Origin of the sequence: Paraburkholderia sp. 35.1, from assembly GCF_050436525.1 — a bacterium.
GTDB lineage: Bacteria > Pseudomonadota > Gammaproteobacteria > Burkholderiales > Burkholderiaceae > Paraburkholderia > Paraburkholderia tuberum.
Map to the genome: position 1 here is coordinate 2,863,315 of NZ_JBNDMJ010000003.1, position 24,738 is coordinate 2,888,052.

The window sequence follows — 24,738 nt, forward strand, 5'->3', positions numbered from 1 at the left end:
TGCCCATACGGACAAATGTAGGCGGATTCCGCCTAGGTGTCAAGCAATGAGCCATGCTATCGGCCCTCCAACACGTACAAGCCCACGCGGTGACGCTCGCCGGCCTCGGTGGTGCGCCACACCCACGAGGTCGTGATGCGGTGGCCGAGCTTGCGCAGCTCGAACACGCGGCGCGGCGGGTGGATGATGTCGAGGTGGCGGCTCGCGTGCTGCGTGTCGACCGGGCCGTGAGGCAATGCGCGCAACAGGCGATCGCGCTGGCTGGCGGCGGAGTTGCGGTCGCTCATCAGAGGCCTCCCGCCAGCAGGCCGCCGACGACTAACGGCAGTTGCGCACGCTCGCCGCCGAGCTGCGTGCGATGGGCTTCGATGCGCGCAAAGTCGGCGGGTGTTGCGGTGCCCGAGAGCAGGCGGTCGCCGAAAGCGGTAGTGTCCGCGACCTGTGCACACGTCATTTCGCGCGCGTGGGTCACGCCTGCGAACAGGTCTAGCGCTTCGTACACTGCGCCGAACGGGAGACGATGACGGGCGACGATGGCGGCGGCGACGGTCAACAACGGTTCGCGGTCCGGCGTCGTGCTGCGCGAGCGGGAATCCTTTTCCAGCAGGCTCAAGCCGCCCCGCAGGATGTGATCGATTTGCAGATCGCACCAGACGGCGAAGCGGGCGCTGCACCAGCGGGCCAGCAGGACGCCTAGCTTCGGATGCAGGCGCGTCCCGCCGCTACGGCCGCGCTGGGTGCGGATTGAATCCCCCGAATCGTGGGAATTTATGGCGGCTGCCAATGCGGCTATGTATTCCTGTGTCTCTGGGCTTCTCAGCCAGCTATCCAGACGCTTACCGAAACGGGCGGCGACCTGCGTAGCGTTGATCCAGCCATCTTTCGTGAACTTCACGAGCTCGCCGTCGTACTCGATGCGCAGCGCGGTATCATTGGCGCGGGTCGTCAGGGCTGCACTCTTCGCGGGAGTGCGGCCCTTTTCATTTTTGGTCGTCGCCATGCTCAGGCCTCCGCACGGTAGTTCGCCGGATCGGCAAACCAGCGGTGAAGCTCGCGATTCGACCATGCGGCGCATCGCTGCGTCAGGTGAATCCGGCGCGGGAACTTACCCTCAAGCTCGCGTTTGCGCAGGGTCTCGCGGCTGAACGGCACGAACCCGCGCAGGTTCTGCCAGCGTGAATAGCCGTCGAGCGGCAGAGATTCAGGAAGGGAGAGATGCGCGCCGCCGGACGGTTGCGCGTTTGCTGTTTTGGTAGCCACGTTGTGAACCTCATAAAAAGGTTGTTGAACGTGGCACATGCTATGGACGACCGCCCTACTTGATAACGGTAGTCGATTCTTCGTTTTGCGCTGTTTCTGTCCCGACAGTTGATGCTTCCACAGTGGCGTTTTTTGCCCCGGCAGTTGTTCGCCTCGGTTTGAGTTTTCGTGCCGCTAGGTACGCTTCGATTTGTCCAGGGTGCTGCTTTCGCCAAAGTGCTGCATCAACGGCAATGCGTTTGCCGGCGGCAGTAGTGTCGAATTGACGGTAGTACCTTGTAAGCTGATCGTCGAAGGCAGCGCATTGACGCTCGACGGTTCGTTCATCAGGTTGCGTCGCAAAGCCCTCGATCGCCATCAGGTCGGCAATCAGGGCGGTCTTAGGAACGCGCCATCTACGCCGATTCAATTGAGCGATGCGCCACACGAATAAGCGCTCTTTAACCGTGTCGTCGAGCCGGGCAATCGGGTAGAGGTTCTCTGGATCAATGAGAGTCATCTCCTTCAGACCAGACAGCGTTCCCGCCATTTCCGAGAGGCGAGCATGATGCCCCGTGCCACGGGTGACAGACTCGTATAGCGCGCTAGCAAAAGGATCGTCCGCAAGCTGCGCGAGCGCTTCGATACCCTTGATCGCCGCTGCAAGCCGTTCCGTGATGCATTTACGGTTTGTCGCAGCGATTTTCGCAGCGTCGAGATAGAGATATTCGTGCAGAGCTTCAGTTAGACCGATCAACCAGTCCCACGCCGCGAAATGGTCATAGAGCACCACGCGAACGTGACTGAAGAACTGCGCCCGATCGCCCGACAACGCAGCCTCTTTGAGTTGGGCGAATTTTCGGTTCAGGAAAGCCTCGTCCTCATGGGCGTACCACGTCGGCTCGACGGGCGGGCGGCGGCCGCGAATCCTTTTCCACGCGCTCTGGAACGCAGGGTCGTTCCAGAGCCATTTCACCGTGCCGTGATCACACGCGCGCACGCGACGTTCGTAAATGTCGGCGTAGGCGCGCCGCACGAGCGCACGGCCTTCGTCGTCATTCTCTTGTGCAAATCTTTCGATGCGGAATTCGCAGTACAACTCCGGAACAGGGACATCGCGAAGCTGTCGGATGCAATCCAGAAAGGCGTCGGCAGACGGGACGGTCATTGCTCCCTCACGCAAAGCCCTTATGAGGAACCGCACCAGCCGGGTAAGGGAGCCCGGTTTTCGCCCCGTCGAGCTAGGCGCGGTGTGACTTGCCGGTTGCCGGTACGTGGCAACGATTGTGGATGATTGTACTTTTGTTTGCCCCACCATTAACGCAATGCGGCGTCAGGGTTTGCGTGCAAATGCGATGTGGGGGCAGACCACAGAGGGCTTCACGCCGCCGAACCGAACTTTCCAGTAACCACTTTCCCGCCAGCCCGCGAAGCTTCGATAAAGTCGGACCAGTGCTGCATCATCTGGCGTCGCTCGGGCAGATATTCGGCGTGGACGTATGCCGCCGTGACCTGATTGCGTTCGGCGTGCGCTAGCTGGCGGTCTACGAGGTCACGCGAGTAGCCCATTTCCCGCAGCGTCGTTGCGGCCAGCCCCCGGAACCCGTGCCCGGTCATCCGGGATTTGTAGCCCATCCGGTACAGCGCGTAGAGCATGGTGTTATTCGAGATGGGGCCACGGCTTTGAGGGCTATGGAACACGTGATCCCGGTTGCCGTTCATCTCGCGTAGTTGCTCGATAACGGCGAGTGCTTGGCGACTCAACGGCACGATATGCGGGGTGCGCATCTTCATACGCTCAGCAGGGATGCGCCACTCCGCCGCGGTAGTGTCGAACTCTCCCCATTTCGCGCCGATCAGTTCGCCAGTCCGGACGAACGTGATAGCCATCAGTTCGAGCGCCAGCCGGGTTATAAGGTCGCCGCTATATCCGGCAATGTCCCGCATCAGTTCCGGCAGTTCCAGCGCCTTTACGCGGGCCATGTGTTGTACTCCCGGCCCTTTCTTCAGGATGACAGCGGCGTCAACGTCGCTTGCCGGGTTGCGGGAGCATCGCCCGGTCATGATTGCATACTGGAACACGGCGCGGCTGCGCTGCAATATCCGCTTCGCTGTCTCGCGGACGCCTCGGGACTCTATGGTTCGCAGCAGTTCGACCAGGTGGGGAGCCTCTATATCAGCGAGAGGCTTGCTGCCAAGGGTGGGGAACACGTCCCCCTCCAGCGAGGCAATAACCTTTTCGGCGTAGCCCGCCGTCCATCCGCCTCGTTGCCCCTCAAACCACTCCCGCGCCACCGCCTCAAATGAATTCGCGGCGCTCAGGGCGCGCAAGCGCTTGTCATCCTTTTTTGCCTCGCCCGGATCAATTCCATCCACCAGTAGCTCACGCGCCTCGTCGCGCTTCTTTCTTGCCGCCGCCAGACCAACATCGGGATAGACGCCGATCGCTAACAGCTTTTCTTTTCCGGCAACCCGATATTTGAGCCGCCAGTACTTCTGGCCCGCCGGTGTTATGAGAAGGAACAGGCCGCCGCCGTCGAACAGCTTGAGCGGCTTCTCGGCGGGCTTTGTGTTCTTGATCGCGGTGTCGGTCAGTGCCATTTGGGGGTATCTGAAAGAGGGGGTCGATTGATACCCCGATAAGTACCCCCGCAATACCCCCGCTGTCAATGGTGAAACCTTGACGACGTTGGCAACAAAAAACCCCGCTAGGCTGGGCTGGGCGGGGTTTTGTGGTGAAACGTGGCGAACGTTTGGAGCTTAGTTGGTCCCCCTGACAGGAATCGAACCTGTATCTAGCGCTTAGGAGGCACTTGTTCTATCCATTGAACTACAGGGAGAGGACCGAGCCGGACAGATCGGCGAGCGCAGAGTATATCAAACCGGCGCGGGCAAGAGGAGAGCCAAGCCAGCAGCCGCCCGCGCCTCGCACAAATCCCGCAAAAACAAACGCCCCGAAGACATCGCCTGCCGGGCCGCGAAAACCACCTGAGCATCTGACGAAGCGCACGCAACCGCGCCTATCGCCCCAAGCTCATCTCACTGTCAAAACTCCACCACCGCGAACTCCGCCTTGCCCACGTCGCACAGCGGGCAGCGCCAGTCTTCCGGAATGTCGGCGAAACGCGTGCCCGGTCCGATGCCTTCTTCGGGCAGACCGTCTTCCTCGTTGTAGATCCAACCGCAAATCAGGCAGACCCAGCTCTTGAATTCCGTCACTTCGATTACTTCGCTCACGACACGCTCTCTCGTTCAATGCAATGGCCGGCTTGCTCTGCCCCTTTATGGGGCGGCGCGGCGACCCGCAATATTACCGGAATTTGTCAAATCAGCCGCAGACGACCGAAGCGGCGCCGCCCCAACGCCTCTGCGGCGAGCCCGGGTTCGCGCGACGGGCCTCGTCACACAAGCCGTGTACGCTTTGACCTGCAAGCCATTCGATTGGACAGATGTGGCGCTCGCTTCGCACGTATTGAGACGATCGGTCTCGGAGAGGCCGCTGGCGGCGCCGCATCGCCGGGTTTCGTTTCCAAAGGAGAAAGCGATGTTTATAAACCGATGGTTGGTCGGCGTCGCGGCGGCTGGGCTACTCGCCGGGTCAGGTGTGGCGCAGGCGGAGGGCGTGACCTTCGTGCAACCGGCGGACGGCGCGACCGTCACCAATCCGGTGCACGTCGTGTTTGGCCTTGACGGCATGAAGATCGTGCCCGCCGGCACGCTGACGGACGGCACCGGGCATCATCACCTGCTGATCGACGGCAAGCCGCTGCCGAAGGGCGAGGTCGTCCCCGCGACCGACAAGTCGCTGCACTTCGGCAAAGGCCAGACTGAAACCGATCTGACGCTGCCGCCGGGCGACCATACGCTGACGCTGCAATTCGGCGACGGCGCGCATCGCTCGTATGGGCCGGAGATGAGCAAGACGATCACGGTGCACGTCAAGTAAGCAACTGCTTGAAAGGCCGGCCCGGCCCGCGCCGATAGCGTTGCACACTGTGTCGCGCGCTTCATCGCACGGATGTTCCCGCACGGCATACCTGCGGCCGGCCCTACGCCCGGTACAATGAGCAGTTCCGACTCATCGCTGTCTTCTCCCATTCCCATGTCGCTTTACACCATTACCGGAGCGCAGCTCGCGTTCGGTCACGTCGCGCTGCTCGACCACGCGGATTTCTCGCTCGAAGCGGGCGAGCACGTCGGGCTGATCGGGCGCAACGGCGCGGGCAAGTCGTCGCTGTTGAAAATCGTCGCCGATCTGGCCAAACCCGACGACGGCCTCGTCACGCGTCAGCAGCATCTGAGCACGGTCTACGTGCCGCAGGAGCCCGAGTTCAACGCCGACGACACCGTGTTCGACGCGGTCGCCGCCGGGCTCACCGAGGCGCGCGCGCTGCTCGACGAATACGACGCGGTCGCGCATCAGCTCGCCGACACGCCCGAGGGCGCCGAACACGACGCGCTGCTCGCGCGCATGAACACGCTGCAATCGTCGTTGGACGCCGCGGACGCATGGAATTGGAGCACGCGCGTCGCGACCACGCTGCAGCAGATCGGCCTGAACGGCGAAGCCCGTATCGGCTCGCTGTCGGGCGGCATGCAGAAGCGCGCCGCGCTCGCGCGCGCGCTCGTCGTGCAGCCCGACGTGCTGCTGCTCGACGAGCCGACCAACCATCTCGACTTCGACGGCATCCGCTGGCTCGAAGATCTGCTGGTGTCGCTGCGCGCTGGGCTGCTGTTCATCACACACGATCGCGCGTTTCTCGACCGCGTCGCGACGCGCATCGTCGAGCTCGATCGCGGGCGGCTGCTGTCGTATCCGGGCAATTTCTCCGCGTACCAGACGCGCAAGGCGCAGCAGCTGGAAGTCGAGCGCATCGAGAACGAGAAGTTCGACAAACTGCTCGCGCAGGAAGAAGTGTGGATTCGCAAGGGCGTCGAGGCACGCCGCACGCGCAGCGTCGGCCGCATCGCGCGCCTCGTGCAGATGCGCAACGAGCGCGCCGAGCGCCGCAACGTGCAGGGCAACGTGAAGCTCGACGTCGGTCAGGGCGAGAAGTCCGGCAAGATCGTGGCGGAACTGACGGACGTGACGAAGCGCTACGGCGAGCGCGCGGTGGTGGACCGCTTCACGGCCACGGTGATGCGCGGCGACAAGATCGGCTTCGTCGGTCCGAACGGCGCGGGCAAGACCACGCTGCTGAAGCTGATCCTCGGTGATCTGGCGCCGGACGAGGGCAACGTGCGCGTCGGCACGAATCCGCAGGTCGCGTATTTCGATCAGATGCGCGCGGCGCTCGATCTGGAAAAGAGTCTCGCGGACACGATCAGCCCCGGCAGCGAGTGGGTCGAAATCAACGCCCAGAAGAAGCACGTGATGAGCTATCTCGGCGACTTCCTGTTCGCACCGGAGCGCGCGCGTTCGCCGGTCAAGTCGCTGTCGGGCGGCGAGCGCAACCGGCTGTTGCTCGCGCGCCTGTTCGCGCGCCCGGCCAACGTGCTGGTGCTCGATGAACCGACCAACGACCTCGACATTCCGACGCTCGAACTGCTCGAAGAACTGCTGATCGACTACGACGGCACGGTGCTGCTCGTCAGCCACGACCGCGCGTTTCTCGATAACGTCGTGACGTCGGTGATCGCCTCGGAAGGCGGCGGCAAGTGGCGCGAATACGTCGGCGGCTTCACGGACTGGCAGACGCAGCGCGATCGCTCGGAGCAACTCGCGCTCGAAGCGCAGAAAGAATCGAGCAAGGAAGCGCCGAAAGAAGCGGCGCCGAAGGACAGCGCGTCGGGCCGCAATGCGCAGCGCAGCGCGAAGCTGTCGTTCAAGGAGCAGCGCGAACTGGAGGCGCTACCGAAAATGATTGCCGACCTCGAGGCCGAACAGAAGGCAATCGGCGCGCAGCTCGAAGACGGCTCGGTGTTCGCGAAAGATGCACGCGAAGGCGCGCGTCTGACCGAGCGCTATGCAGAGATCGACGAGGAGTTGATGCTCGCGCTCGAACGTTGGGACGAGCTGGAAAACCGCGTCAAGTAACGCGGCGTGCGCGGCCGGCACAAAAACAACAGAAAGCGCCGCCGCGCACGGCACCGAAATTCAGCCGGCGCGCGCCCGTGCATTTTCCGCCGATACCGATCGCGCCGCCGTCCTGCGAGCCGTCCATCCTCCATCGCATGTCCCCCAACGCCCGCCGCGCCTTATCCAGTCGGCCAATTCAGCGCGGGGTCAATTGCCGCGGTGATCGAAATCAGTACAATACCCCGCGAACAGGCTTCCCCGGCGGGCTGTGCGTCCATCTTCGGCATTCGAGCGCGCCAACGGAAGCCGCGCGACAAAACAGCTTGCCCGCATCGCGGGCGCTCCACCTAACCCCGTTGTTTCGTTTCGCTTTTTTTGAATACTCAACGCATTGTCCACGGCCCTGTCCACAGGACCTGTGGACAACGATGAACCGACGCACCGAGTCAATCATGTCTACGAAAAAGCCAAACGCCGCGTATAGCGAAGCGTCGATCAAGGTGTTGAAGGGTCTGGAGCCGGTCAAGCAACGACCCGGCATGTACACCCGCACCGAGAATCCGCTGCACATCATTCAGGAAGTCATCGACAACGCATCGGACGAAGCCCTCGGCGGTTACGGCCGGCAAATCACGGTCACGCTGCACGCGGACCATTCGGTCTCGGTCGACGACGACGGCCGCGGCATTCCGTTCGGCCTGCACCCCGACGAAGGCGTACCGGTCGTCGAAATCGTTTTCACGCGCTTGCACGCGGGCGGCAAGTTCGACAAGGCCGCCGGCGGCGCCTATACGTTCTCGGGCGGTCTGCACGGCGTCGGCGTGTCGGTCACCAACGCGCTGTCCACGCGGCTCGACGTCACCGTGTGGCGCGACGGCAAGGTCGCCGAACTGAGCTTCGCGCACGGCGACGTCGCGAAGCCGCTCGAAGTGCGTGCCGCCACCAAGGCCGACAAGAAATCCGGCACGCGCGTGACCGCGTGGGCCGATCCGAAGTACTTCGATTCGCCGAACCTGCCGCTCGGTGAATTGCAGCGTCTGTTGCGCTCAAAAGCGGTGCTGCTGCCGGGCGTCGAGGTCACGCTCGTCAACGAGAAAACCGGCGAGCGGCAAAGCTGGAAATACGAAGACGGCCTGCGCGGCTATCTGCTCGAAGGCATGAACGGCAGCGATCTGCTGATTCCGCTGTTCGAGGGCGAGCGCTACGCGGAAAGCTCGCGTTCGAGCGAAGAGACGTTCGCCGAAGGCGAGGGCGCGGCGTGGGTCGTTGCGTGGAGCGAGGAAGGGCCGCTCACGCGCGAGTCGTACGTGAACCTGATTCCTACGCCCGCGGGCGGCACGCACGAGTCGGGCTTGCGCGACGGTCTTTATCAGGCGGTCAAGAGCTTCGTCGAGTTGCACAACCTGCAGCCGAAGGGCGTGAAACTGCTCGCCGAAGACGTGTTCGCGCGGGTGTCGTTCGTGCTGTCGGCGAAGGTGCTCGATCCGCAGTTTCAAGGGCAGATCAAGGAGCGCCTGAATAGCCGCGATGCGGTCAAGCTCGTGTCGTCGTTCGCTCGGCCGGCGCTCGAACTGTGGTTGAACCAGCACGTCGAGCATGGCAAGAAACTCGCGGACCTCGTGATCAAGCAGGCGCAGGCGCGCACGCGCGCGGGGCAGAAGGTCGAGAAGCGCAAGAGCTCGGGCGTTGCCGTGCTGCCCGGCAAGCTGACCGATTGCGAATCGACGGAAATCGGCCGCAACGAGCTGTTCCTCGTCGAGGGCGACTCGGCGGGCGGCTCCGCGAAGATGGGCCGCGACAAGGAATACCAGGCGATCCTGCCGCTGCGCGGCAAGGTGCTGAACACATGGGAAACCGAACGTGATCGCCTGTTCGCGAACAACGAGGTGCACGACATTTCAGTGGCGATCGGCGTCGATCCGCATAATCCGGACGAGAAGGTCGATCTGTCGAATCTGCGCTACGGCAAGATCTGCATTTTGTCGGATGCGGACGTCGACGGCTCGCATATCCAGGTGCTGCTGCTCACGCTGTTCTTCAAGCATTTCCCGCAACTGATCGAGCGCGGTCATGTGTGCGTCGCGCGTCCGCCGTTGTTTCGCGTCGATGCGCCCGCGCGCGGCAAGAAGCCCGCGCAGAAGCTCTATGCGCTCGACGAAGGCGAGCTCGAGGCGATTCTCGACAAGCTGCGCAAGGACGGCGTGCGCGACAACCAGTGGTCGATCAGCCGCTTCAAGGGTCTCGGTGAAATGAGCGCCGAGCAGCTGTGGGATACGACGATGAATCCCGACACGCGCCGCCTGCAGCCGGTCGCGCTCGGCGAACTCGACTACGATGCGACCGTCGCGCGCATGACGATGCTGATGGGCAAGGGCGAAGCGGCGTCGCGCCGCAGCTGGCTCGAAGAGAAGGGCAACGAAGTGGAAGCGGACATCTGAGCGCATTGCGCCTCAATGCGGCATACGACACTTCAAGCCAAACACGGACACGGAATCTAGATGGACGACGATAACACTCTCGACCTTTTCAACGAGCCGCCGTCGGACAGCGACGTGCTGACGCTCGGCAACTACGCGGAGCGCGCGTACCTCGAGTATGCGGTCAGCGTGGTCAAGGGCCGCGCGCTGCCCGATGTTTGCGATGGGCAAAAGCCGGTGCAGCGCCGCATCCTGTTCGCGATGAACGAGATGGGCCTCGGCGACAACGCGAAGCCGGTCAAATCGGCGCGGGTGGTCGGCGACGTGCTCGGTAAGTATCACCCGCACGGCGACCAGTCCGCGTACGACGCACTCGTGCGTCTGGCGCAAGACTTTTCGATGCGCTATCCGCTGATCGACGGCCAGGGCAACTTCGGCTCGCGCGACGGCGATGGCGCGGCGGCGATGCGTTACACCGAAGCGCGCCTGACGCCGATCGCAAAGCTGCTGCTCGCCGAAATCGATCAGGGCACGGTCGACTTCATGCCGAACTACGACGGCTCGTTCGAAGAGCCGAAGGTGCTGCCAGCGCGTCTGCCGTTCGTGCTGCTCAATGGCGCATCGGGCATCGCCGTCGGCCTCGCGACGGAAATTCCGTCGCACAACCTGCGCGAAGTCGCAGGAGCGGCGGTCGCGCTGATCCGCAATCCGAAGCTCTCGCATGCGGAGCTGATGCAGCATGTGCCCGGTCCGGACTTCCCCGGCGGCGGCCAGATCATTTCGAGCGAGGCGGAAATCGCCACCGCGTACGAAACCGGCCGCGGCAGCCTGAAGGTGCGCGCGCGCTGGAAGATCGAGGATCTCGCGCGCGGCCAGTGGCAACTCGTGATCACCGAACTGCCGCCGAATACGGCCGCGCAGAAGGTGCTCGAGGAAATCGAAGAACAGACCAACCCGAAAATCAAGCTCGGCAAGAAGACGCTGACGCCCGAGCAGTTGCAGACGCGGCAGACGCTGCTCGGGCTCGTCGACGCGGTGCGCGACGAATCGGGCAAGGACGCGCCGGTGCGCCTCGTGTTCGAGCCGAAGTCGAGCCGCATCGATCAGACCGACTTCGTCAACACGCTGCTCGCGCATACGAGCCTCGAATCGAACGCACCGCTGAACATGGTGATGGTCGGCGGCGATGGCCGGCCGCGTCAGAAGGGCTTGAGCGAAATCCTGCACGAGTGGATCGCGTTCCGTTTCGCGACGGTGACGCGCCGCACGCGGCATCGTCTGTCGAAGGTCGACGACCGCATCCATATTCTCGAAGGCCGGATGATCGTCTTCCTGAATATCGACGAAGTTATCCGCATCATTCGCGAATCGGACGAGCCGAAGGTCGCGCTGATGGCCGCGTTCGGTCTCACGGATCGCCAGGCCGAGGACATCCTCGAAATCCGGCTGCGTCAGTTGGCGCGCCTCGAGAAGATCAAGATCGAGAAGGAACTGGCCGAGCTGCGCGACGAGAAGGCCAAGCTCGAAGAGCTGCTCGGCAGCGAACCGGCGATGAAGCGCCTGCTGATCAAGGAAATCGAAGCCGACGCGAAACAGTATGGCGACGAGCGCCGCACGCTGATCCAGCAGGAAAAGCGCGCGACGTTCGAAGCGCGCGTGGTCGACGAGCCGGTCACCGTCGTGGTGTCGCAAAAGGGCTGGGTGCGCGCGCTGAAGGGCCACGGGCTCGATACGGCCGGCTTCAGCTTCAAGGCCGGCGACGGCCTCTACGCGGCGTTCCAATGCCGCACGCCCGATACGCTGATCGCGTGGGGTAGCAACGGGCGCGTCTATTCGGTCGCGGTGGCTCAACTGCCGGGCGGACGCGGCGACGGCGTGCCGGTCACGTCGCTGATCGAGCTCGAATCGGGCAGTCATTTGATGCACTACTACGCGGCGTCGGCGGAACAGGCGCTGCTGCTCGCGTCGAGCAACGGCTTCGGCTTCATCGCGAAGCTCGGCGATATGGTGAGCCGCGTGAAGGCCGGCAAGTCGTTCATGACGATCGACGCCGGCGCCGCGCCGCTCGCGCCGATGCCGATGCTGCCGGACGCGGCGCAGGTCGCGTGTCTGTCGTCGGGCGGACGTCTGCTCGTGTTCGGCCTCGACGAGATGAAGACGCTGTCGGGCGGCGGCCGTGGCGTCACGCTGATGGCGCTCGACGACAACGAAACGCTCGTGCAGGCGCTCGCGATCAATCAAGCAGGCGTGATGCTGATCGGCACGCGTCGTGGCGGCCGCGTCGACGAGGAGAAGCTGGCCGGCGCCGAGCTTGCGGCGCATGTCGGCAAGCGTGCGCGCAAGGGACGCGCGCCCGCCAGCAAGCTGAAGCTCGACGGCATGCGTCCGGTGCTGCCGGCTTAATGGAGTCGATTTAACGAAGTTTGACGCTGTAAAACCGTGAGCGCCTGCTAGCATGCGGGGCGCTCGCGGTCTGTCGCAGCAAAGTCCGTCGCGCGAAGGGCGTGGAAGCAAACGGGGCGCGGCGGCGTCGCGGCCAGATGAACGGGCCGCGATCACAACGACAAAACACGACGCAATAGACGTCGATACCCGGAACTGCCTGCATCACGTATGGTCGAACGCGCTCAGTTGGTGCTGAGCGGGATTGCGTGTCCTAAACGGTGTGGCGTCGTCGGGAGAGGAAAACTACATGAACAAGGCTATCGAAGTCGCGCTTTTTCTGCATCTGCTCGGGGTGGCGGTGTGGGTCGGCGGTATGGTGTTCGCGCATTTCTGCCTGCGCCCTGCGCTCGGCGATCTGTCGCCGCAACTGCGCCTGCCGCTGTGGGAGTCGGTATTTGGGCGCTTCTTCAACTGGGTCGGGGTGTCGGTGCTCGTGATCCTGATCAGCGGCGGCTTCCTGCTGATGCAATTCGGCGGCGCTCATGCTAGCTGGCCGCTGCATGCGATGACCGGTCTCGGCATCGTGATGATGCTGATCTTCGGGCATATCCGCTTCGCCGTATATCCGCGCATTCGCCGCGCGGTGCAGGCGCAGAAGTGGCCCGATGGCGCGCAGGCGGTCGGCACGGTTCGCCGTCTCGTGCTGATCAATCTCGTGCTGGGCGTCGTGACGATCGGCTTCGCTGCGCTGTCGCGCGGGTTCTGATCGCCGGACCGCCGGATCGCCGGATCGCCAACGGCGCAGCAGGCTTCGTGCGGCCCGCGACGCATCACGTCGTGGCGCCGTACGCGAGCCACAAACCGCACGCCACCGCCACCGTTCCATACACGGCATAGACCGGCACCTTCAGCTTCGCGAAGCACATCGCGGAGAACGTCGCGGTCAGCAGATAGATCGGCTCCAGCGGTACGTGCACGGCAATGCGCAGTACCGCGACCGCGAGAAACGCGGTCGTGACCGCGCGCAGAATCCTCATGCCGTGCTCGAAGCGCGGGTTCACCTTCAACTGATGCAGATGCCGCTGCGCGAGCACGACGAGGCAGCCTGACGGCACGAATAGCGCGAGAGTCGCGATCAGCGCGCCGAGCCAGCCATCGACGAGATAACCGAAGAACGGGACCACGTTCAGCAGGGGTCCTGGGGACAACGGTGACAGCGCAAACGCGAGCGTGAAGTCGTTATCGGACACGCCGACCGCCGGCGTGACGAACAGCGTCTTCAGCACCGGCAACGCCGAGAAGCCACCGCCGAACAGCGTCATGCCGGCGCCCGCCAGACGCGGCCACAGCAGCGCGAGGTCATAGCGATGCGGCAGCGGCAGCGCAAACAGCACGAGCAGCACGCCGAGCGCGGCCAGCAGCCGACAGTCGCCGCGCTGGAGCGACACGGCGAGTCGCGAGTCGCGCTCCCGACTCGCGAACCAGCCGGCGCCGAAGGCCGCGCCGAGCATCACCACATACGCCGCGGCGCCGTGCGCATAGAGCAGCGCGATGCTGCCGAGCAGCGCCGCCGTCCATTCGAGCTTGCCCCGCACGAGCGCGCGGGTTTGCTTGTACCAGGTGAGCGCGATCAGCGTCGCGAGCACGACGCTGAAGTGATGCAGCAGGGTTTGCGACGTGATCGTGTGCATGATGGGCGTGCGATAGAAGATCGCGAACAGCGTCATCAGCGTGAAGAAGGGCAGTACGCTCGCCACCCCGGCGACCCATGCGCCCGCGCGTCCGCGCAGCGCGTGCCCGAGCTGCACGGCGACGTTGCAGCCGACGGGTCCCGGCACCATCCACGCGAGCGCGATCAGGTCCGAGAACGCCACGCGCGAGAGCCGCCCCTCGCGTTCCACGTAATGATGCTCGAGCTGCGCCATCAACGCGAGACCGCCCCAGGACAGCGCCGACAGGCCGCACACGACCCGGAACAGCGTCCATAGCGGTTCCCGTTGCCCGCGGCGGGCAGTCTCATCGCTCGTGATGGTCTGCATCGGCGCTGCGCGGGCCCCGCCGTGCGGGTGCCCGTCCTTTAATTGTTGCTGGATAGGCTGCTTGCGCTGTGGGCTTCGTGCGCGACGCGGCGGCCGCCGACGCTGTTCATGCCGCATACCCCGAAGCGCTCGAGCAGTGCCGGGATCGCCTCCACTGGCACCGGCCGCGAGAACAGGAAGCCCTGTGCCTCGATATGGCCGAGCGCGGCCAGCCACGCAATCTGCTCTTCGGTCTCCGTGCCTTCGACCACCACCGTGAGCCCGAGCGAGCGCGCGAGGTTGACGATCGCGGTGACCATTACGCAGACGCTGCGGTCGCCCGGAATCGCCTGGACGAACGAGCGGTCCACCTTCAGCGTATCGACGGCAAAGCGGTTGAGATAGGACAGCGAAGAGTAGCCGGTGCCGAAATCGTCGAGCGCGATGCGTACGCCGAGACGCTTCAGCGCGAAGATTTTTTCGGAGACCACTTCCGGAAATTCCATCATCGTCGTTTCGGTGATTTCGAGTTCGAGGCGACGGGCGGAGATGCCGGTTTCCTCGATCGCGCGCGAGACCGTTTCGAACAGGTCGCCGCGCCAGAACTGCACCGCCGAAATGTTCACCGCGAGCGATAGCGTGTCGTAGCCCTGCTGCTGCCATTGCGCGAGCTGACGGCATGCGGTCTCGATCACGAAGTCGCCGATCGGCACGATCAGGCCAGTCGACTCGGCCACGGGGATGAACTCGTTGGCCGGGATCAGTCCGTGCTGCGGATGGTTCCAGCGCACGAGCGCTTCGAAGCCGGTGATGCAGCGGCGCTTCAGATCGATCTTCGGCTGATAGGCGAGGAACAGTTGCCCCTCGGCCAGCGCGACGCGCAACTGCTGCTCCCACTTCATCAGATGGTCGGCGCGGTGCGACAGATGCGGCGAATAGAACTGGTAGCAGTTCTTGCCGGCGTCCTTCGCGCTGTACATCGCGAGGTCGGCTTTCTTCAGCAGGTCGATCTCGCTTTCGTTGGCGACCGAGTACAGCGCGATGCCGATGCTCGCATGCAGCACGAACGCGCTGCCGCGCACCTCGAACGGCTTCGAGAACGCTTCGCCGGCGGCTTCGGCGAGCGCGACCGCGCGCTTTTCGACATCGTCGCCCTTGATCACGACGACGAACTCGTCCCCGCCGATGCGGCTCAGCGCGCCGTCGTCGCCGACCGCGGTGGCGAGGCGCGAGGCTGTCATCTGCAGCACGATGTCGCCGGCGTTGTGGCCGAGCGTGTCGTTGACGGTCTTGAAGTTGTCGAGGTCGATAAAAAGAATCGCGAGGCGACCCAGGTTGAACGGCTGCGCGACGTCATGGCGCAGCGCCTGCAGCGTCGCGTAGCGATTGCGCAGGCCGGTCAACAGATCGTATTCGACGAGTTGCGTCATCTCGCGCTCGCGGCCTAGCAGTTTGCCTATCAGGCCGGTCGCGACCGCGAAGAAGCTGAGCATCGCGAGCGAGATGAAGCCCGCCATCAACAGATAGACGTTGCGCGTGTGGTTGTAATCGGCGAATTCTTCGCCCTGCGAAAGACCGACGAGCACGCCGAGCGGATAGCCGTCGATGTGCCGGTACGACACGATGCGCGTGACGTTGTCGATCGAATCGACGTAGGTGCCCGACACATGCTCCGAGGTCGGATACGTGCCGCTCGCGGTGAACGTGCTGCTCGTCCTGCTGGCGTTGCCGGTGCGGCGCGCGAGCACGGTGCCGCTGTCCGAGATCACCGCGATCACGCCTTCGCGGCCGATCGCCGCGTTGTTGTAGAAGTCCGACGTAAAGTAGCTCGGGTCTTCGGAGACCACGATGACGCCCGCGAACGAGCCGTCCGGATGATTGAGACGCCGCGTCATCTGCAGCGTCCAGTGACCCGACACGCGGCCGAGCACAGGCTTGCTGATGTACAGCTGGTCGTCGTTTTCGTGCTCGTGGACCTTGAAGTGCTCGCGGTCAGACAAGTCGATGTGAGCGGGGTTGAGTTCGGCCGTATTGGCGATCAGTCTGCCGTGCTCGTCGATTATCGACACCTGCACGAGTGTTTCGCTTTGCACGACGCCTTTTTCGACCGTGCTCGCGAGATCGAAATGATTGGGCGTCTTTTCGAACTCGTACTTGACGAAGCGCGTGATCTGATCGACCTGGTGAATCGCCTTGATGGTGTGCTGCTCGAGCGCCGCGGAAAGTATGGCGGAAGACGCCATCGCTTCGCGGTACGTCGCGTCCCTTTCTACCGACAGCCGCGCGAAGATCACGGTCCACAGCAGGATCAGTACGAGTACCCCGAGGGCGGGAATGACGAGCAATGCGCGCCGGCGCGTGACCGATGGATCGCGTCGCGGCCTGGCTTCGCGCGGCTCGGAGAAGCGGGACTGAGTCATCGCGCGGGCCTTGGCTGGGTGCGGGCCGCTTGCAAACGCATGGGCATCGACTGCGCGAAATAGATGGATGGCTGCATGGTGACCAAGATGCCAAAGCTGCTGCGCAGGATGAGAGGGCGTGGCGCCGCGCCGGACCGTCCACAGGTCATCGGATACGGTTCGATATTACTGAATGCCACCGGATTAAGGAAGCTTCCGGGCATGGGGTATACGCTCGCGCGGCGGGCGCCTGGATGCGGCTGTTCACGTGGCCTGCATCGCCGGTCTTATGACGCGGCCGGTCCGTGGTTTGTCGAAGACTTCATCGGCAACGGTGCCTGCCACTCGGCAGTTTCTGGCAGGGCTTTTGCAATCCGGCCACGATGAATTCGGAGAACCAGGTATGGCGACGCCATCGCGCTGCGGCTTTCTGTGGTGTGAAGCGGCGGCATGTGGCGTGTCGCCGTGGCGTGCGCGCGAAGCCGCAGCTCGCTTACGCGAGCCGGCACGTGCCGTCGACGATCGTCACCGAAGGCCCGCCGATCCAGATCTTGCCGCGCGCATCGTCGTAGTGCACCGACACGTGGCCCGCGCGCCCGAGCGCGGTGCCCTGACGCGCCGTGTAGCGCGCGGCGGGACGACGGTGCTGCAGGTTCAGCAGACCCGCGAGCGCGGCATTGGCGCTGCCCGTCACCGGGTCTTCGCCGACACCGAAGCCGCCGCCCGCCATCAGGCAACGGACCTCGAACGTCGCGGGGCCGTCGGCGTCGTGTGGTCCATACACGGCGACGCCGTGCGTGTCGACCGAATGCGCGAGCTCGGCGAGCGCCGCCGCGTCGGGTTCGAGCGCGAGGCAGGCGCGTGCCGAATCGACCCGCACCACGAGCCACGGCGCACCGTTGTCGACCGCGCATGGCGGCGCGCTGAAGTCGATCGCCTGACTACGTAAAGCCGTAGACAGCGCTTCGTAACGATGCTCGGCGAGCGGTGTCACGCGCGCGGGCGGCGCGGCGAACGCCCATGCGCCGTGCATGTTGTCGCCGCCGTCGAGCGCTTCGAGTTCGACGAGACCCACGCCGCATTGCTGGATCAGCTTGCCGGCCTGCTTCGGCTGGTAGCCGCTTTCGCGTAAAGCATGCGCGGTGCCCAAGGTCGGATGACCCGCGAACGGCAACTCGCCCCCCGGCGTGAAGATGCGCACGCGATAGTCGGCGGCCGCGTCGGTCGGCTTTAGCAGAAACGTGGTTTCGGACAGATTGGTCCAGCGCGCAATGGCCTGCATTTGCGCGGTATCGAGCGCGTCGGCATCGAACACGACGGCAAGCGGATTGCCCTTGAACGGTGTCGACGTAAACACGTCGACCTGTTTGAAACGAACGGTGTGAGCGGACATCGACAGGCCCCGGTGCAATGGACATTGAGGGAGTTCGCGGATTCTATCCGCCTGCGCGGCGGCGATCCACCGTCGCCATAAAACAGAAACGCGCCGCCGGTGCGTGACACCGGTCGGCGCGTTTCAATCGCGATGCGGCGTGAATCAGGTGCCGATCTCGCGCGACACCGCACGCATTGTCACATCGCGTCGATGCTATTGGACCTCGGCGATCAGCTCGATCTCCACGCACGCGCCGAGCGGAATCTGCGCGACGCCGAACGCCGAGCGCGCGTGCTTGCCGCGTTCGCCGAACACGTCGGCGATCAGCTCGGACGCACCGTTGGTGACCAGATGCTGCTCGGTGAACTCGAGCGTCGAGTTGACGAGGCTCATCAGCTTGACGACGCGCGTGACGCGGTTCAGGTCGCCGACGTGCGCATGCAAGGTGGCGAGCAGATCGATCGCGATCGAGCGCGCGGCGGCCTTGCCTTCCTCGGTGGAGAGCGTCGCGCCGAGCTTGCCGACCCACACCTTGCCGTCCTTCTTGGCGATGTGGCCCGACAGGTACACCGTGTTGCCGCTTTGCGCGCTCATCACATAGGCCGCTGCCGGCGCACCCGCCGCCGGCAATTCGATGCCGAGTTCCTTGAGCTTGTCGTACACATTCGATTGAGCCATATCGTTTCCTCGTTTCGGTGAGATTGCATGAATGCAGGCGGGGCGAAGTCCGCCCGCAACGCGCGTGCAAGCTTCGCCCCGATGGCAGTGCGGCTAACGCCGTTCAGATTTTCGCGCGCACGAGTGCGGCGAGACGCGCCACGCCTTCGTCGATTTTAGCCGGTGGCACCGTGACGAACGACAGACGCAGCGTGTTGTGCTGCGCCTCGCTCGCGAAGAACGGAGCGCCCGGCACGAACGCGACGTTCTGCGCGACCGCTTCCTCGAGCAGCTTCATCGTGTCGATGCCCGCCGGCAGATTGACCCAGATGAACATGCCGCCTTCCGGACGGTTCCAGCTGACGCCTTCGGGCATATAGCGTTCGAGCGCGGTGAGCATCGCGTCGCACTGGTTGCGATACAGCTCCCGGATCGTCGGCACGTGCGTGTCGAGAAAGCCGTCCTTGACCACCTCGTGCACGATGCGCTGCGTGAAGCTCGGCGTGTGCAGGTCGGTGGCCTGCTTGGCCTGCACGAGTTTGAAGATCAGCTCCTCGGGCGCGATGATGAAACCGACGCGCAGACCCGGCGCGAGCACCTTCGAGAACGAGCCGAGATAGACGATGTGATCGGGCGCCATCGACAACATCGTCGGCAGCGGTTCGCCCGCGTAGTCGAGCGCGCCGTAGGGATCGTCCTCGATCACCGGGAACGGCGCGGTCTTCGCGAACTCCGCGAGCGCGCGGCGGCGTTCGACCGGCAGACGGCGGCCCGTCGGATTCTGGAAATTCGGCTGCGCGTACAGCAGACGCGCGCCATTGGTCAGTTCCGGCTTCAGGCCCTCGGGGATCAGGCCCTGCTCGTCGGTTGGCACCTGCACGTAGTGCGGCTCGTACATCGAGAACGATTGCAGCGCGCCGAGGTAGGTCGGCGTTTCGACCAGCACGGGGCTATCGACGCAGATCAGCACCTTGCCGAGCAGGTCGAGCGCCTGTTGCGAGCCGGTCGTGATCAGCACCTGCGACGCACGGATCTGCGCGCCGTTGATCGAGTAGCGCTGCGCGACCCATTCGCGCAGCGGCAGATAACCTTCGGTCGCGCTGTACTGCAGCGCCGCGGCGGGCGTGTCGCGCAGGATGCGGTCGGACGCCTCGCGCATGCGCTCGGCCGGGAAGGTGGCAGGCGAGGGCAGGCCGCCGGCGAAGGAGATGACTTCGGGCCGTTCCGTGACCTTCAGGATCTCGCGGATCGCGGAGCTCGTGAGCTTGCGCGCGCGTTCGGACAATTGCCACGTCGGGGCTTTCAGGTCGCTTTGGTCCATGATCTCCTCTGGTATTTCTGGAACCGGTCAAAATTTCAATTATCGCGCGACTGGCCAACCATTGCCGCTGGGGTGCCACCGGGGTTGCCACGGGGGTTGCCCAATCACGCGCTGTTTATCCGAGGGTTCGAGAACCCTCGGGTGTTTCGAATTCGGCGACGAGCGCCGCCGCGCCGTCGGTCGGCTGTACGTCGAGCAGGTGCGCGGCGCCGAGCCAGCGCAGTTGCTCGCCAATCAGCTCTGGCCGCGGATGCACGGCTTTCAACGCTTTCAGCGCGAGGTTCGTCGGCGCCAGCGACTGCGACGGATGCCGCGTCGAGTCCCACTGGATCAGCGAGGGCAGCACGCCGTCGCCGGCGCCTTGCCACGCGGGGAACGACCCGTCGTCGGGCACCGTCAGGCCCCACGTGAAATCGCCGCGCGTCATCGGCACGACCGGCGCGATGCGCTGCGGATACTGCGCTTGCCACGTCGCCAGATGCTTCGGCCGCTCGACGCGCGCGACCCACTGCGACAGATACGGCCCGTTTTCCAGTCGGGCCTGCGTCGCCGGGTCGTCGAGCGCGAACAGGCGCGGGCGCGGCGCGGTGCCATCGGTTGCCTCGGCCGCGGCGTGCGGATCGATGGCGATCACTTCCAGGTAGACCCCGCCCCACAGGCCGAGTAGGCGATTGTGGGTCCGCATCAGCGGATGCGCGCCGCCGCCGGCCGGCGCGACGCCGAGCGTATCGGCGACGTACTGGACGCCTTCGTCCAAGGTGCGCGCGGAGACGACGAGGTGATCGAGACTGAGCGATTGGGCTGTCAGGGTGGTCATGGCGGATCGACGGAAAACGCTGTTCTGTGCAAGGGCCAGTTGCGCGCCACGCTTGTGGGCAGCGCTGCCGGGGCCGTAAGCATAACCGCTTGCCGGATCGGCGGGCCATACGTATGGATTTACATGGTGTCACCAGCCGCGCTGGATTCAAATGTAACGGCCGTGACCTGCACAGTAACGGTACAATCGGCGCGATACTGTTCGGTACAGTTGGAGTCCGTCATGTCCGTCCCGCTTACCCAGATTCCCGCCCCGCACGACACCGCGTCCTTGACGCTAGTCGAACAGCTCGTCCAATGGGCGCGGCGCCGCATCGAGGAGCGCGTGTTCCGCCCCGGCATGCGCATGCCGTCGATCCGCAAGCTCGCGCTCGATAAGGGCGTGTCGCGCTTCACGGTGGTCGAAGCGTACGAGCGGCTCGTCGCGCAGGGTTTTCTGGAGTCGCGGCGCGGCTCCGGCTTCTATGTGCGCGAGCGCCAGGGCGGCGCGGCGACGGTCTCCGAGCTGCACCCGCGCGCCGAGACGCTGCCCGCGCCGGCCAATATCGACGTCGTCTGGCTGCTGCGCAACATGCTGCACACCGGCGCGCGGCCCGAGCGCAGCCCGGGCCTCGGCTATCTGCCGGCCCGCTGGCTCGACGGCGACCTGATCACCAACGCGCTGCGCACGCTCGGCCGGCAAAGCGGCATGCAGATGCTCGGCATCGGCACCGCGCAAGGTTTCCTGCCGCTGCGTCAGCAGTTGCAGACGCGGCTCGAGGAGTTGGAGATCGGCGCGTTGCCCGAGCAGATCGTGATGGTGTCGGGCGTCACCCAGGCGATCGACCTCATTTCGCGCATCTACGTGAAGCCGGGTGATGCGGTGATCGTCGGCGATCCGGCGTGGTTCCAGATGTTCGGCTGCTTCGCGTCGCAGGGCGCGCGGCTCGTCGGCATGCCGTACACACCGGACGGCCCCGATCTCGACGCGCTCGAAGCGCTGGTCCAGGAATGGCGCCCCAAAATGCTGGTGATCAACTCGGTGCTGCAGAACCCGACCGGCACCTCGCTGAGCGCCGCGCAGGCGTTCCGCATCCTGCGGCTTGCCGAGGCGTACGACTTCATCGTCGTCGAGGACGACATCTACGGCGACCTGTGCCCGCCCAGCTACGCGGGTACGCGGCTCGCGAGCCTCGATCAGCTAAAGCGCGTGATCTACCTCGGCAGTTTCTCGAAGACGCTTGCGCCGAATCTGCGCGTCGGTTTCATCGCATGCGCGGCAGAGGTCGCGATGGTGGTCGCCAATCAGAAGATGCTGGTCGGCATGACGAGCCCGGAGTTGAACGAGCGCGTGATCTACAAGATCCTGACCGAGGGCCACTACCGGCGGCACGTCGAGCGCATTCGCGCACGGCTCGACGGCGTGCGCGAGAAGGCCGTGCGGATGATCGAGAAGACCGGCATGAAGCTGTTTCTGACGCCGACGGCCGGGATGTTCCTGTGGGCCGACACCGGCGTCGACGCAGGCGCGCTCGCCGCGGCCGGGCACGAAGCCGGCTATCTGCTGACGCCGGGCGGGCTGTTTTCGCCGCAGCAGTCGCCGAGCACGTGGATGCGCTTCAACATCGCCAATTGCGGCGATCCTGAATTGCCGGCGTTCCTAAGCCGTTATCTCGACGGCGTCGCGCGCCGGGCCTCTTGAAACCGCGCCGGAGCGTCCCCATTTGCGCGGACGACCCGGCGGTCCGGCGCTCCGGCACGGCGAGCCCGAACCGCGGTTGGAATCCGCTTCGGCCGCCGCTCATCCCCCAATTCGCAACAGAGAGGAAGTCCGACCATGGCACAAGAAACCATGAGCTTTCAGGCAGAAGTGAAGCAACTTCTGCAACTGATGATCCATTCGCTGTACAGCAACAAGGAAATCTTTCTGCGCGAGCTGATTTCGAACGCGTCCGACGCGGCCGACAAGCTGCGCTTCGAGGCGATCGAAAACAGCGCGCTGTACGAGAACGATCCGAACCTGCGGATTCGGGTGTCGTTCGACAAGGCCGCGCGCACCATCACGATCGACGACAACGGCATCGGCATGAGTCGCGACGAGACGATCGCGCACCTCGGCACGATCGCGCGTTCGGGCACCAAGGAATTCTTCGGCAAGCTGTCGGGCGACCAGCAGAAGGACGCGGCGCTGATCGGCCAGTTTGGCGTGGGCTTCTACTCGGGCTTCATCGTCGCGGACAAGATCACCGTCGAGACGCGCCGCGCCGGTTTGCCGGCCTCGGAAGGCGTGCGCTGGGAAAGCGCGGGCGAAGGCGATTTCGCGGTCGAGACGATCGAGCGCGCCGCGCGCGGCACGACCATCACGCTGCATCTGCGTGCCGATGAGGACGAACTGCTGTCGTCGTATCGGCTGAAGTCGATCATCCAGAAGTACTCGGACCACGTCGCGCTGCCGATCCTGATGAAGAAGGAAGAGTGGGACGCGGAAAAGAGCGAGATGGTCACGAAGGACGAGGACGAGACCGTCAACCAGGCGAGCGCGCTGTGGACCCGTTCGAAGAACGACATCACCGACGAGCAATACAAGCAGTTCTACCAGCACATCTCGCACGATCATCAAGATCCGCTGACGTGGACGCATAACCGCGTCGAAGGCCGCAGCGAGTACACGCAACTGCTGTACGTGCCGGCGCACGCGCCGTTCGATCTGTGGAACCGCGAGCAGCGCGGCGGACTGAAGCTGTACGTGAAGCGCGTGTTCATCATGGACGACGCCGAGCAACTGCTGCCCACGTACCTGCGCTTCGTGAAGGGTGTGGTCGATTCGGCCGATCTGCCGCTCAACGTGTCGCGCGAAATCCTGCAGGAAAGCCGCGACGTGAAGGCGATCCGCGAAGGCGTGACCAAGCGCGCGCTGTCGATGCTGGAAGAACTGGCCAACGCGGACAACGACGCCGATAAGGAAAAGTACGCCGGCTTCTGGAAGGAGTTCGGCCAGGTGCTGAAGGAAGGCATCGGCGAGGACTTCGCCAATCGCGAGCGCGTCGCGAAGCTCGTGCGCTTTGCGACGACGCATACGGGCACGGCCGAGCAGACCGTGTCGCTGGCCGACTACGTCGCTCGCATGAAGCCCGAGCAGACGAAGATCTACTACGTGACCGCCGACACGTGGCAGGCCGCGTCGAACAGCCCGCATCTCGAAGTGTTCCGCAAGAAGGGCGTCGAAGTGCTGTTGCTGACCGATCGCGTCGATGAATGGATGCTGTCGTTCCTCAACGAATTCGACGGCAAGCCGCTGCAAAGCGTCGCGCGCGGCGACCTCGATCTCGGCGCGCTGAATGACGAGGAAAAAGTGGCGCAGGAGAAGATCGGCGAAGCGTTCAAGCCGCTCGTCGAGAAGATGAAGGAAGCGTTGAAGGACAAGGCGAAGGACGTGCGTCTGACGTTCCGCCTGACCGACTCACCGTCGTGCCTCGTTGCCGACGACGGCGAAATGAGCGGCTACCTGCAGCGCATGCTGAAGGCCGCGGGCCAGCAGGCGCCAGAGTTCCATCCAATTCTCGAAGTGAATCCGGAGCACGCCCTCGTGAAGGGTCTGCATGCCGATAGCGCGAATTTCGATGACTGGTGCCATCTGCTGTTCGATCAGGCACTGCTCGCCGAAGGCGGCGCGCTGGAAGATCCGGCGAGCTTCGTGAAGCGGACCAATGCGTTGCTGCTGTCGCGCGCGGGTTGAGCGTGAGCCGAAAGCGTTGATGTCGTTGCTGGATTGACGCCCGGTAGTTGAGAAATGCGCTGCTTCGGCAGCGCATTTTTTTTGGTGCGCCAGGCATGGCGCGTAGCGCCGTGACTGGCGCTGTCCGACCCGCTGTGGTGGCGAGCCGGATGACTTGGGGGTGAAAGTCCTCTGCACACCCGGCAAGGGGAAGTGCTAGCTGAACGGCAAGGGTGTCCGTCGTAAGGCGGAATCTGAAGGAAGCCGCAGGCAAAATGCTGGCCTGACGAACAGGAAGCGGATATCAGGCGGTGTGGCGGGGTGAGCAGTCCAAGATCTGTAAAGCCCAATACTTGCACGGAACGCCACGACGTAGATCCGACAGGCATAAGCAGGAA

General features: G+C 64.3%; 19 protein-coding genes and 1 tRNA gene. 7 read left to right on the top strand and 13 right to left on the bottom strand.

Translation table 11 applies throughout. From position 1 onward, the window contains the following. Positions 1-56 precede the first annotated feature (56 nt). The 7 genes from OKW27_RS33355 to OKW27_RS33385 form a co-directional block, all read right to left on the bottom strand. Complete coding sequence (locus tag OKW27_RS33355) at positions 57-287, bottom strand: helix-turn-helix domain-containing protein (protein WP_429335964.1); 231 nt, start codon at positions 285-287, stop codon at positions 57-59. Next, positions 287-1,000 (bottom strand): KilA-N domain-containing protein, encoded by a 714-nt coding sequence (locus OKW27_RS33360; RefSeq protein WP_429335965.1) that lies wholly within the window; start codon positions 998-1,000, stop codon positions 287-289. Before OKW27_RS33360 ends, OKW27_RS33355 begins: the two co-directional genes overlap by 1 nt. Positions 1,001-1,002: 2 nt before the next feature. Then, positions 1,003-1,299: a helix-turn-helix transcriptional regulator gene (locus OKW27_RS33365; protein ID WP_429335966.1), complete on the bottom strand. Its 297-nt coding sequence runs from the start codon at positions 1,297-1,299 to the stop codon at positions 1,003-1,005. A 16-nt stretch (positions 1,300-1,315) separates the two neighbouring features. Next, entirely contained in the window at positions 1,316-2,407 is a 1,092-nt protein-coding gene (locus tag OKW27_RS33370) for a hypothetical protein (protein ID WP_429335967.1), read from the bottom strand. Positions 2,408-2,619: 212 nt separating this feature from the next. Beyond that, positions 2,620-3,840, bottom strand: coding sequence for a tyrosine-type recombinase/integrase (locus OKW27_RS33375; RefSeq protein WP_429335968.1), 1,221 nt, complete (start codon positions 3,838-3,840; stop codon positions 2,620-2,622). A gap of 164 nt (positions 3,841-4,004) precedes the next feature. Next, positions 4,005-4,079, bottom strand: a tRNA-Arg gene (locus OKW27_RS33380). Positions 4,080-4,284: 205 nt separating this feature from the next. Further along, positions 4,285-4,476: a rubredoxin gene (locus OKW27_RS33385; RefSeq protein ID WP_090803595.1), complete on the bottom strand. Its 192-nt coding sequence runs from the start codon at positions 4,474-4,476 to the stop codon at positions 4,285-4,287. Between the two features lie 307 nt (positions 4,477-4,783). On the opposite strand from OKW27_RS33385, the gene OKW27_RS33390 reads away from it, so the two are divergent. The 5 genes from OKW27_RS33390 (at position 4,784) to OKW27_RS33410 (ending at position 12,826) form a co-directional block, all read left to right on the top strand. Continuing rightward, a complete protein-coding gene (locus tag OKW27_RS33390) occupies positions 4,784-5,185 on the top strand; it encodes a DUF4399 domain-containing protein (RefSeq protein WP_429335969.1) in 402 nt (133 codons plus the stop codon). Between the two features lie 156 nt (positions 5,186-5,341). Beyond that, positions 5,342-7,276, top strand: coding sequence for an ATP-binding cassette domain-containing protein (locus OKW27_RS33395; RefSeq protein WP_429336617.1), 1,935 nt, complete (start codon positions 5,342-5,344; stop codon positions 7,274-7,276). A gap of 434 nt (positions 7,277-7,710) precedes the next feature. Further along, positions 7,711-9,696: a DNA topoisomerase IV subunit B gene (locus OKW27_RS33400; RefSeq protein ID WP_429335970.1), complete on the top strand. Its 1,986-nt coding sequence runs from the start codon at positions 7,711-7,713 to the stop codon at positions 9,694-9,696. A 60-nt stretch (positions 9,697-9,756) separates the two neighbouring features. Next, complete coding sequence (gene parC, locus OKW27_RS33405; protein ID WP_429335971.1) at positions 9,757-12,078, top strand: DNA topoisomerase IV subunit A; 2,322 nt, start codon at positions 9,757-9,759, stop codon at positions 12,076-12,078. 289 nt (positions 12,079-12,367) lie between these two features. Continuing rightward, on the top strand, positions 12,368-12,826 hold the full coding sequence (locus tag OKW27_RS33410; protein ID WP_429335972.1) for a CopD family protein: 459 nt from the start codon (positions 12,368-12,370) through the stop codon (positions 12,824-12,826). A gap of 64 nt (positions 12,827-12,890) precedes the next feature. On the opposite strand, the gene OKW27_RS33415 is transcribed toward OKW27_RS33410, so the two are convergent. The 6 genes from OKW27_RS33415 to OKW27_RS33440 form a co-directional block, all read right to left on the bottom strand. Further along, a complete protein-coding gene (locus tag OKW27_RS33415) occupies positions 12,891-14,099 on the bottom strand; it encodes a chromate transporter (RefSeq protein WP_429335973.1) in 1,209 nt (402 codons plus the stop codon). A 38-nt stretch (positions 14,100-14,137) separates the two neighbouring features. Further along, a complete protein-coding gene (locus tag OKW27_RS33420) occupies positions 14,138-16,498 on the bottom strand; it encodes a bifunctional diguanylate cyclase/phosphodiesterase (protein ID WP_429335974.1) in 2,361 nt (786 codons plus the stop codon). 472 nt (positions 16,499-16,970) lie between these two features. Further along, a complete protein-coding gene (locus OKW27_RS33425; protein ID WP_429335975.1) occupies positions 16,971-17,870 on the bottom strand; it encodes a PhzF family phenazine biosynthesis protein in 900 nt (299 codons plus the stop codon). A 195-nt stretch (positions 17,871-18,065) separates the two neighbouring features. Continuing rightward, positions 18,066-18,530 (bottom strand): RidA family protein, encoded by a 465-nt coding sequence (locus OKW27_RS33430; RefSeq protein ID WP_090803605.1) that lies wholly within the window; start codon positions 18,528-18,530, stop codon positions 18,066-18,068. 103 nt (positions 18,531-18,633) lie between these two features. Then, on the bottom strand, positions 18,634-19,830 hold the full coding sequence (locus tag OKW27_RS33435) for a PLP-dependent aminotransferase family protein (RefSeq protein ID WP_090803607.1): 1,197 nt from the start codon (positions 19,828-19,830) through the stop codon (positions 18,634-18,636). 115 nt (positions 19,831-19,945) lie between these two features. Beyond that, positions 19,946-20,638: a VOC family protein gene (locus OKW27_RS33440; RefSeq protein ID WP_429336618.1), complete on the bottom strand. Its 693-nt coding sequence runs from the start codon at positions 20,636-20,638 to the stop codon at positions 19,946-19,948. A 231-nt stretch (positions 20,639-20,869) separates the two neighbouring features. Between OKW27_RS33440 and OKW27_RS33445 the strand changes: the two genes are divergently transcribed. Together OKW27_RS33445 and htpG are read left to right on the top strand one after the other, a co-directional pair. Next, positions 20,870-22,327 (top strand): PLP-dependent aminotransferase family protein, encoded by a 1,458-nt coding sequence (locus OKW27_RS33445; RefSeq protein WP_429335976.1) that lies wholly within the window; start codon positions 20,870-20,872, stop codon positions 22,325-22,327. Positions 22,328-22,462: 135 nt separating this feature from the next. Next, positions 22,463-24,361: a molecular chaperone HtpG gene (gene htpG / locus OKW27_RS33450; protein WP_429335977.1), complete on the top strand. Its 1,899-nt coding sequence runs from the start codon at positions 22,463-22,465 to the stop codon at positions 24,359-24,361. Positions 24,362-24,738: the final 377 nt, after the last annotated feature.

Coding starts and splice junctions, on each gene's coding strand:
- OKW27_RS33370 (WP_429335967.1), bottom strand. CDS start 2,407: ATGACCGTCCCGTCTGCCGACGCCTTTCTGGATTGCATCCGACAGCTT.
- OKW27_RS33445 (WP_429335976.1), top strand. CDS start 20,870: ATGTCCGTCCCGCTTACCCAGATTCCCGCCCCGCACGACACCGCGTCC.
- OKW27_RS33420 (WP_429335974.1), bottom strand. CDS start 16,498: ATGACTCAGTCCCGCTTCTCCGAGCCGCGCGAAGCCAGGCCGCGACGC.
- OKW27_RS33430 (WP_090803605.1), bottom strand. CDS start 18,530: ATGGCTCAATCGAATGTGTACGACAAGCTCAAGGAACTCGGCATCGAA.
- OKW27_RS33400 (WP_429335970.1), top strand. CDS start 7,711: ATGTCTACGAAAAAGCCAAACGCCGCGTATAGCGAAGCGTCGATCAAG.
- OKW27_RS33435 (WP_090803607.1), bottom strand. CDS start 19,830: ATGGACCAAAGCGACCTGAAAGCCCCGACGTGGCAATTGTCCGAACGC.
- OKW27_RS33395 (WP_429336617.1), top strand. CDS start 5,342: ATGTCGCTTTACACCATTACCGGAGCGCAGCTCGCGTTCGGTCACGTC.
- OKW27_RS33410 (WP_429335972.1), top strand. CDS start 12,368: ATGAACAAGGCTATCGAAGTCGCGCTTTTTCTGCATCTGCTCGGGGTG.
- OKW27_RS33415 (WP_429335973.1), bottom strand. CDS start 14,099: ATGCAGACCATCACGAGCGATGAGACTGCCCGCCGCGGGCAACGGGAA.
- OKW27_RS33360 (WP_429335965.1), bottom strand. CDS start 1,000: ATGGCGACGACCAAAAATGAAAAGGGCCGCACTCCCGCGAAGAGTGCA.
- OKW27_RS33375 (WP_429335968.1), bottom strand. CDS start 3,840: ATGGCACTGACCGACACCGCGATCAAGAACACAAAGCCCGCCGAGAAG.
- parC (WP_429335971.1), top strand. CDS start 9,757: ATGGACGACGATAACACTCTCGACCTTTTCAACGAGCCGCCGTCGGAC.
- OKW27_RS33355 (WP_429335964.1), bottom strand. CDS start 287: ATGAGCGACCGCAACTCCGCCGCCAGCCAGCGCGATCGCCTGTTGCGC.
- OKW27_RS33390 (WP_429335969.1), top strand. CDS start 4,784: ATGTTTATAAACCGATGGTTGGTCGGCGTCGCGGCGGCTGGGCTACTC.
- htpG (WP_429335977.1), top strand. CDS start 22,463: ATGGCACAAGAAACCATGAGCTTTCAGGCAGAAGTGAAGCAACTTCTG.
- OKW27_RS33425 (WP_429335975.1), bottom strand. CDS start 17,870: ATGTCCGCTCACACCGTTCGTTTCAAACAGGTCGACGTGTTTACGTCG.
- OKW27_RS33365 (WP_429335966.1), bottom strand. CDS start 1,299: ATGTGCCACGTTCAACAACCTTTTTATGAGGTTCACAACGTGGCTACC.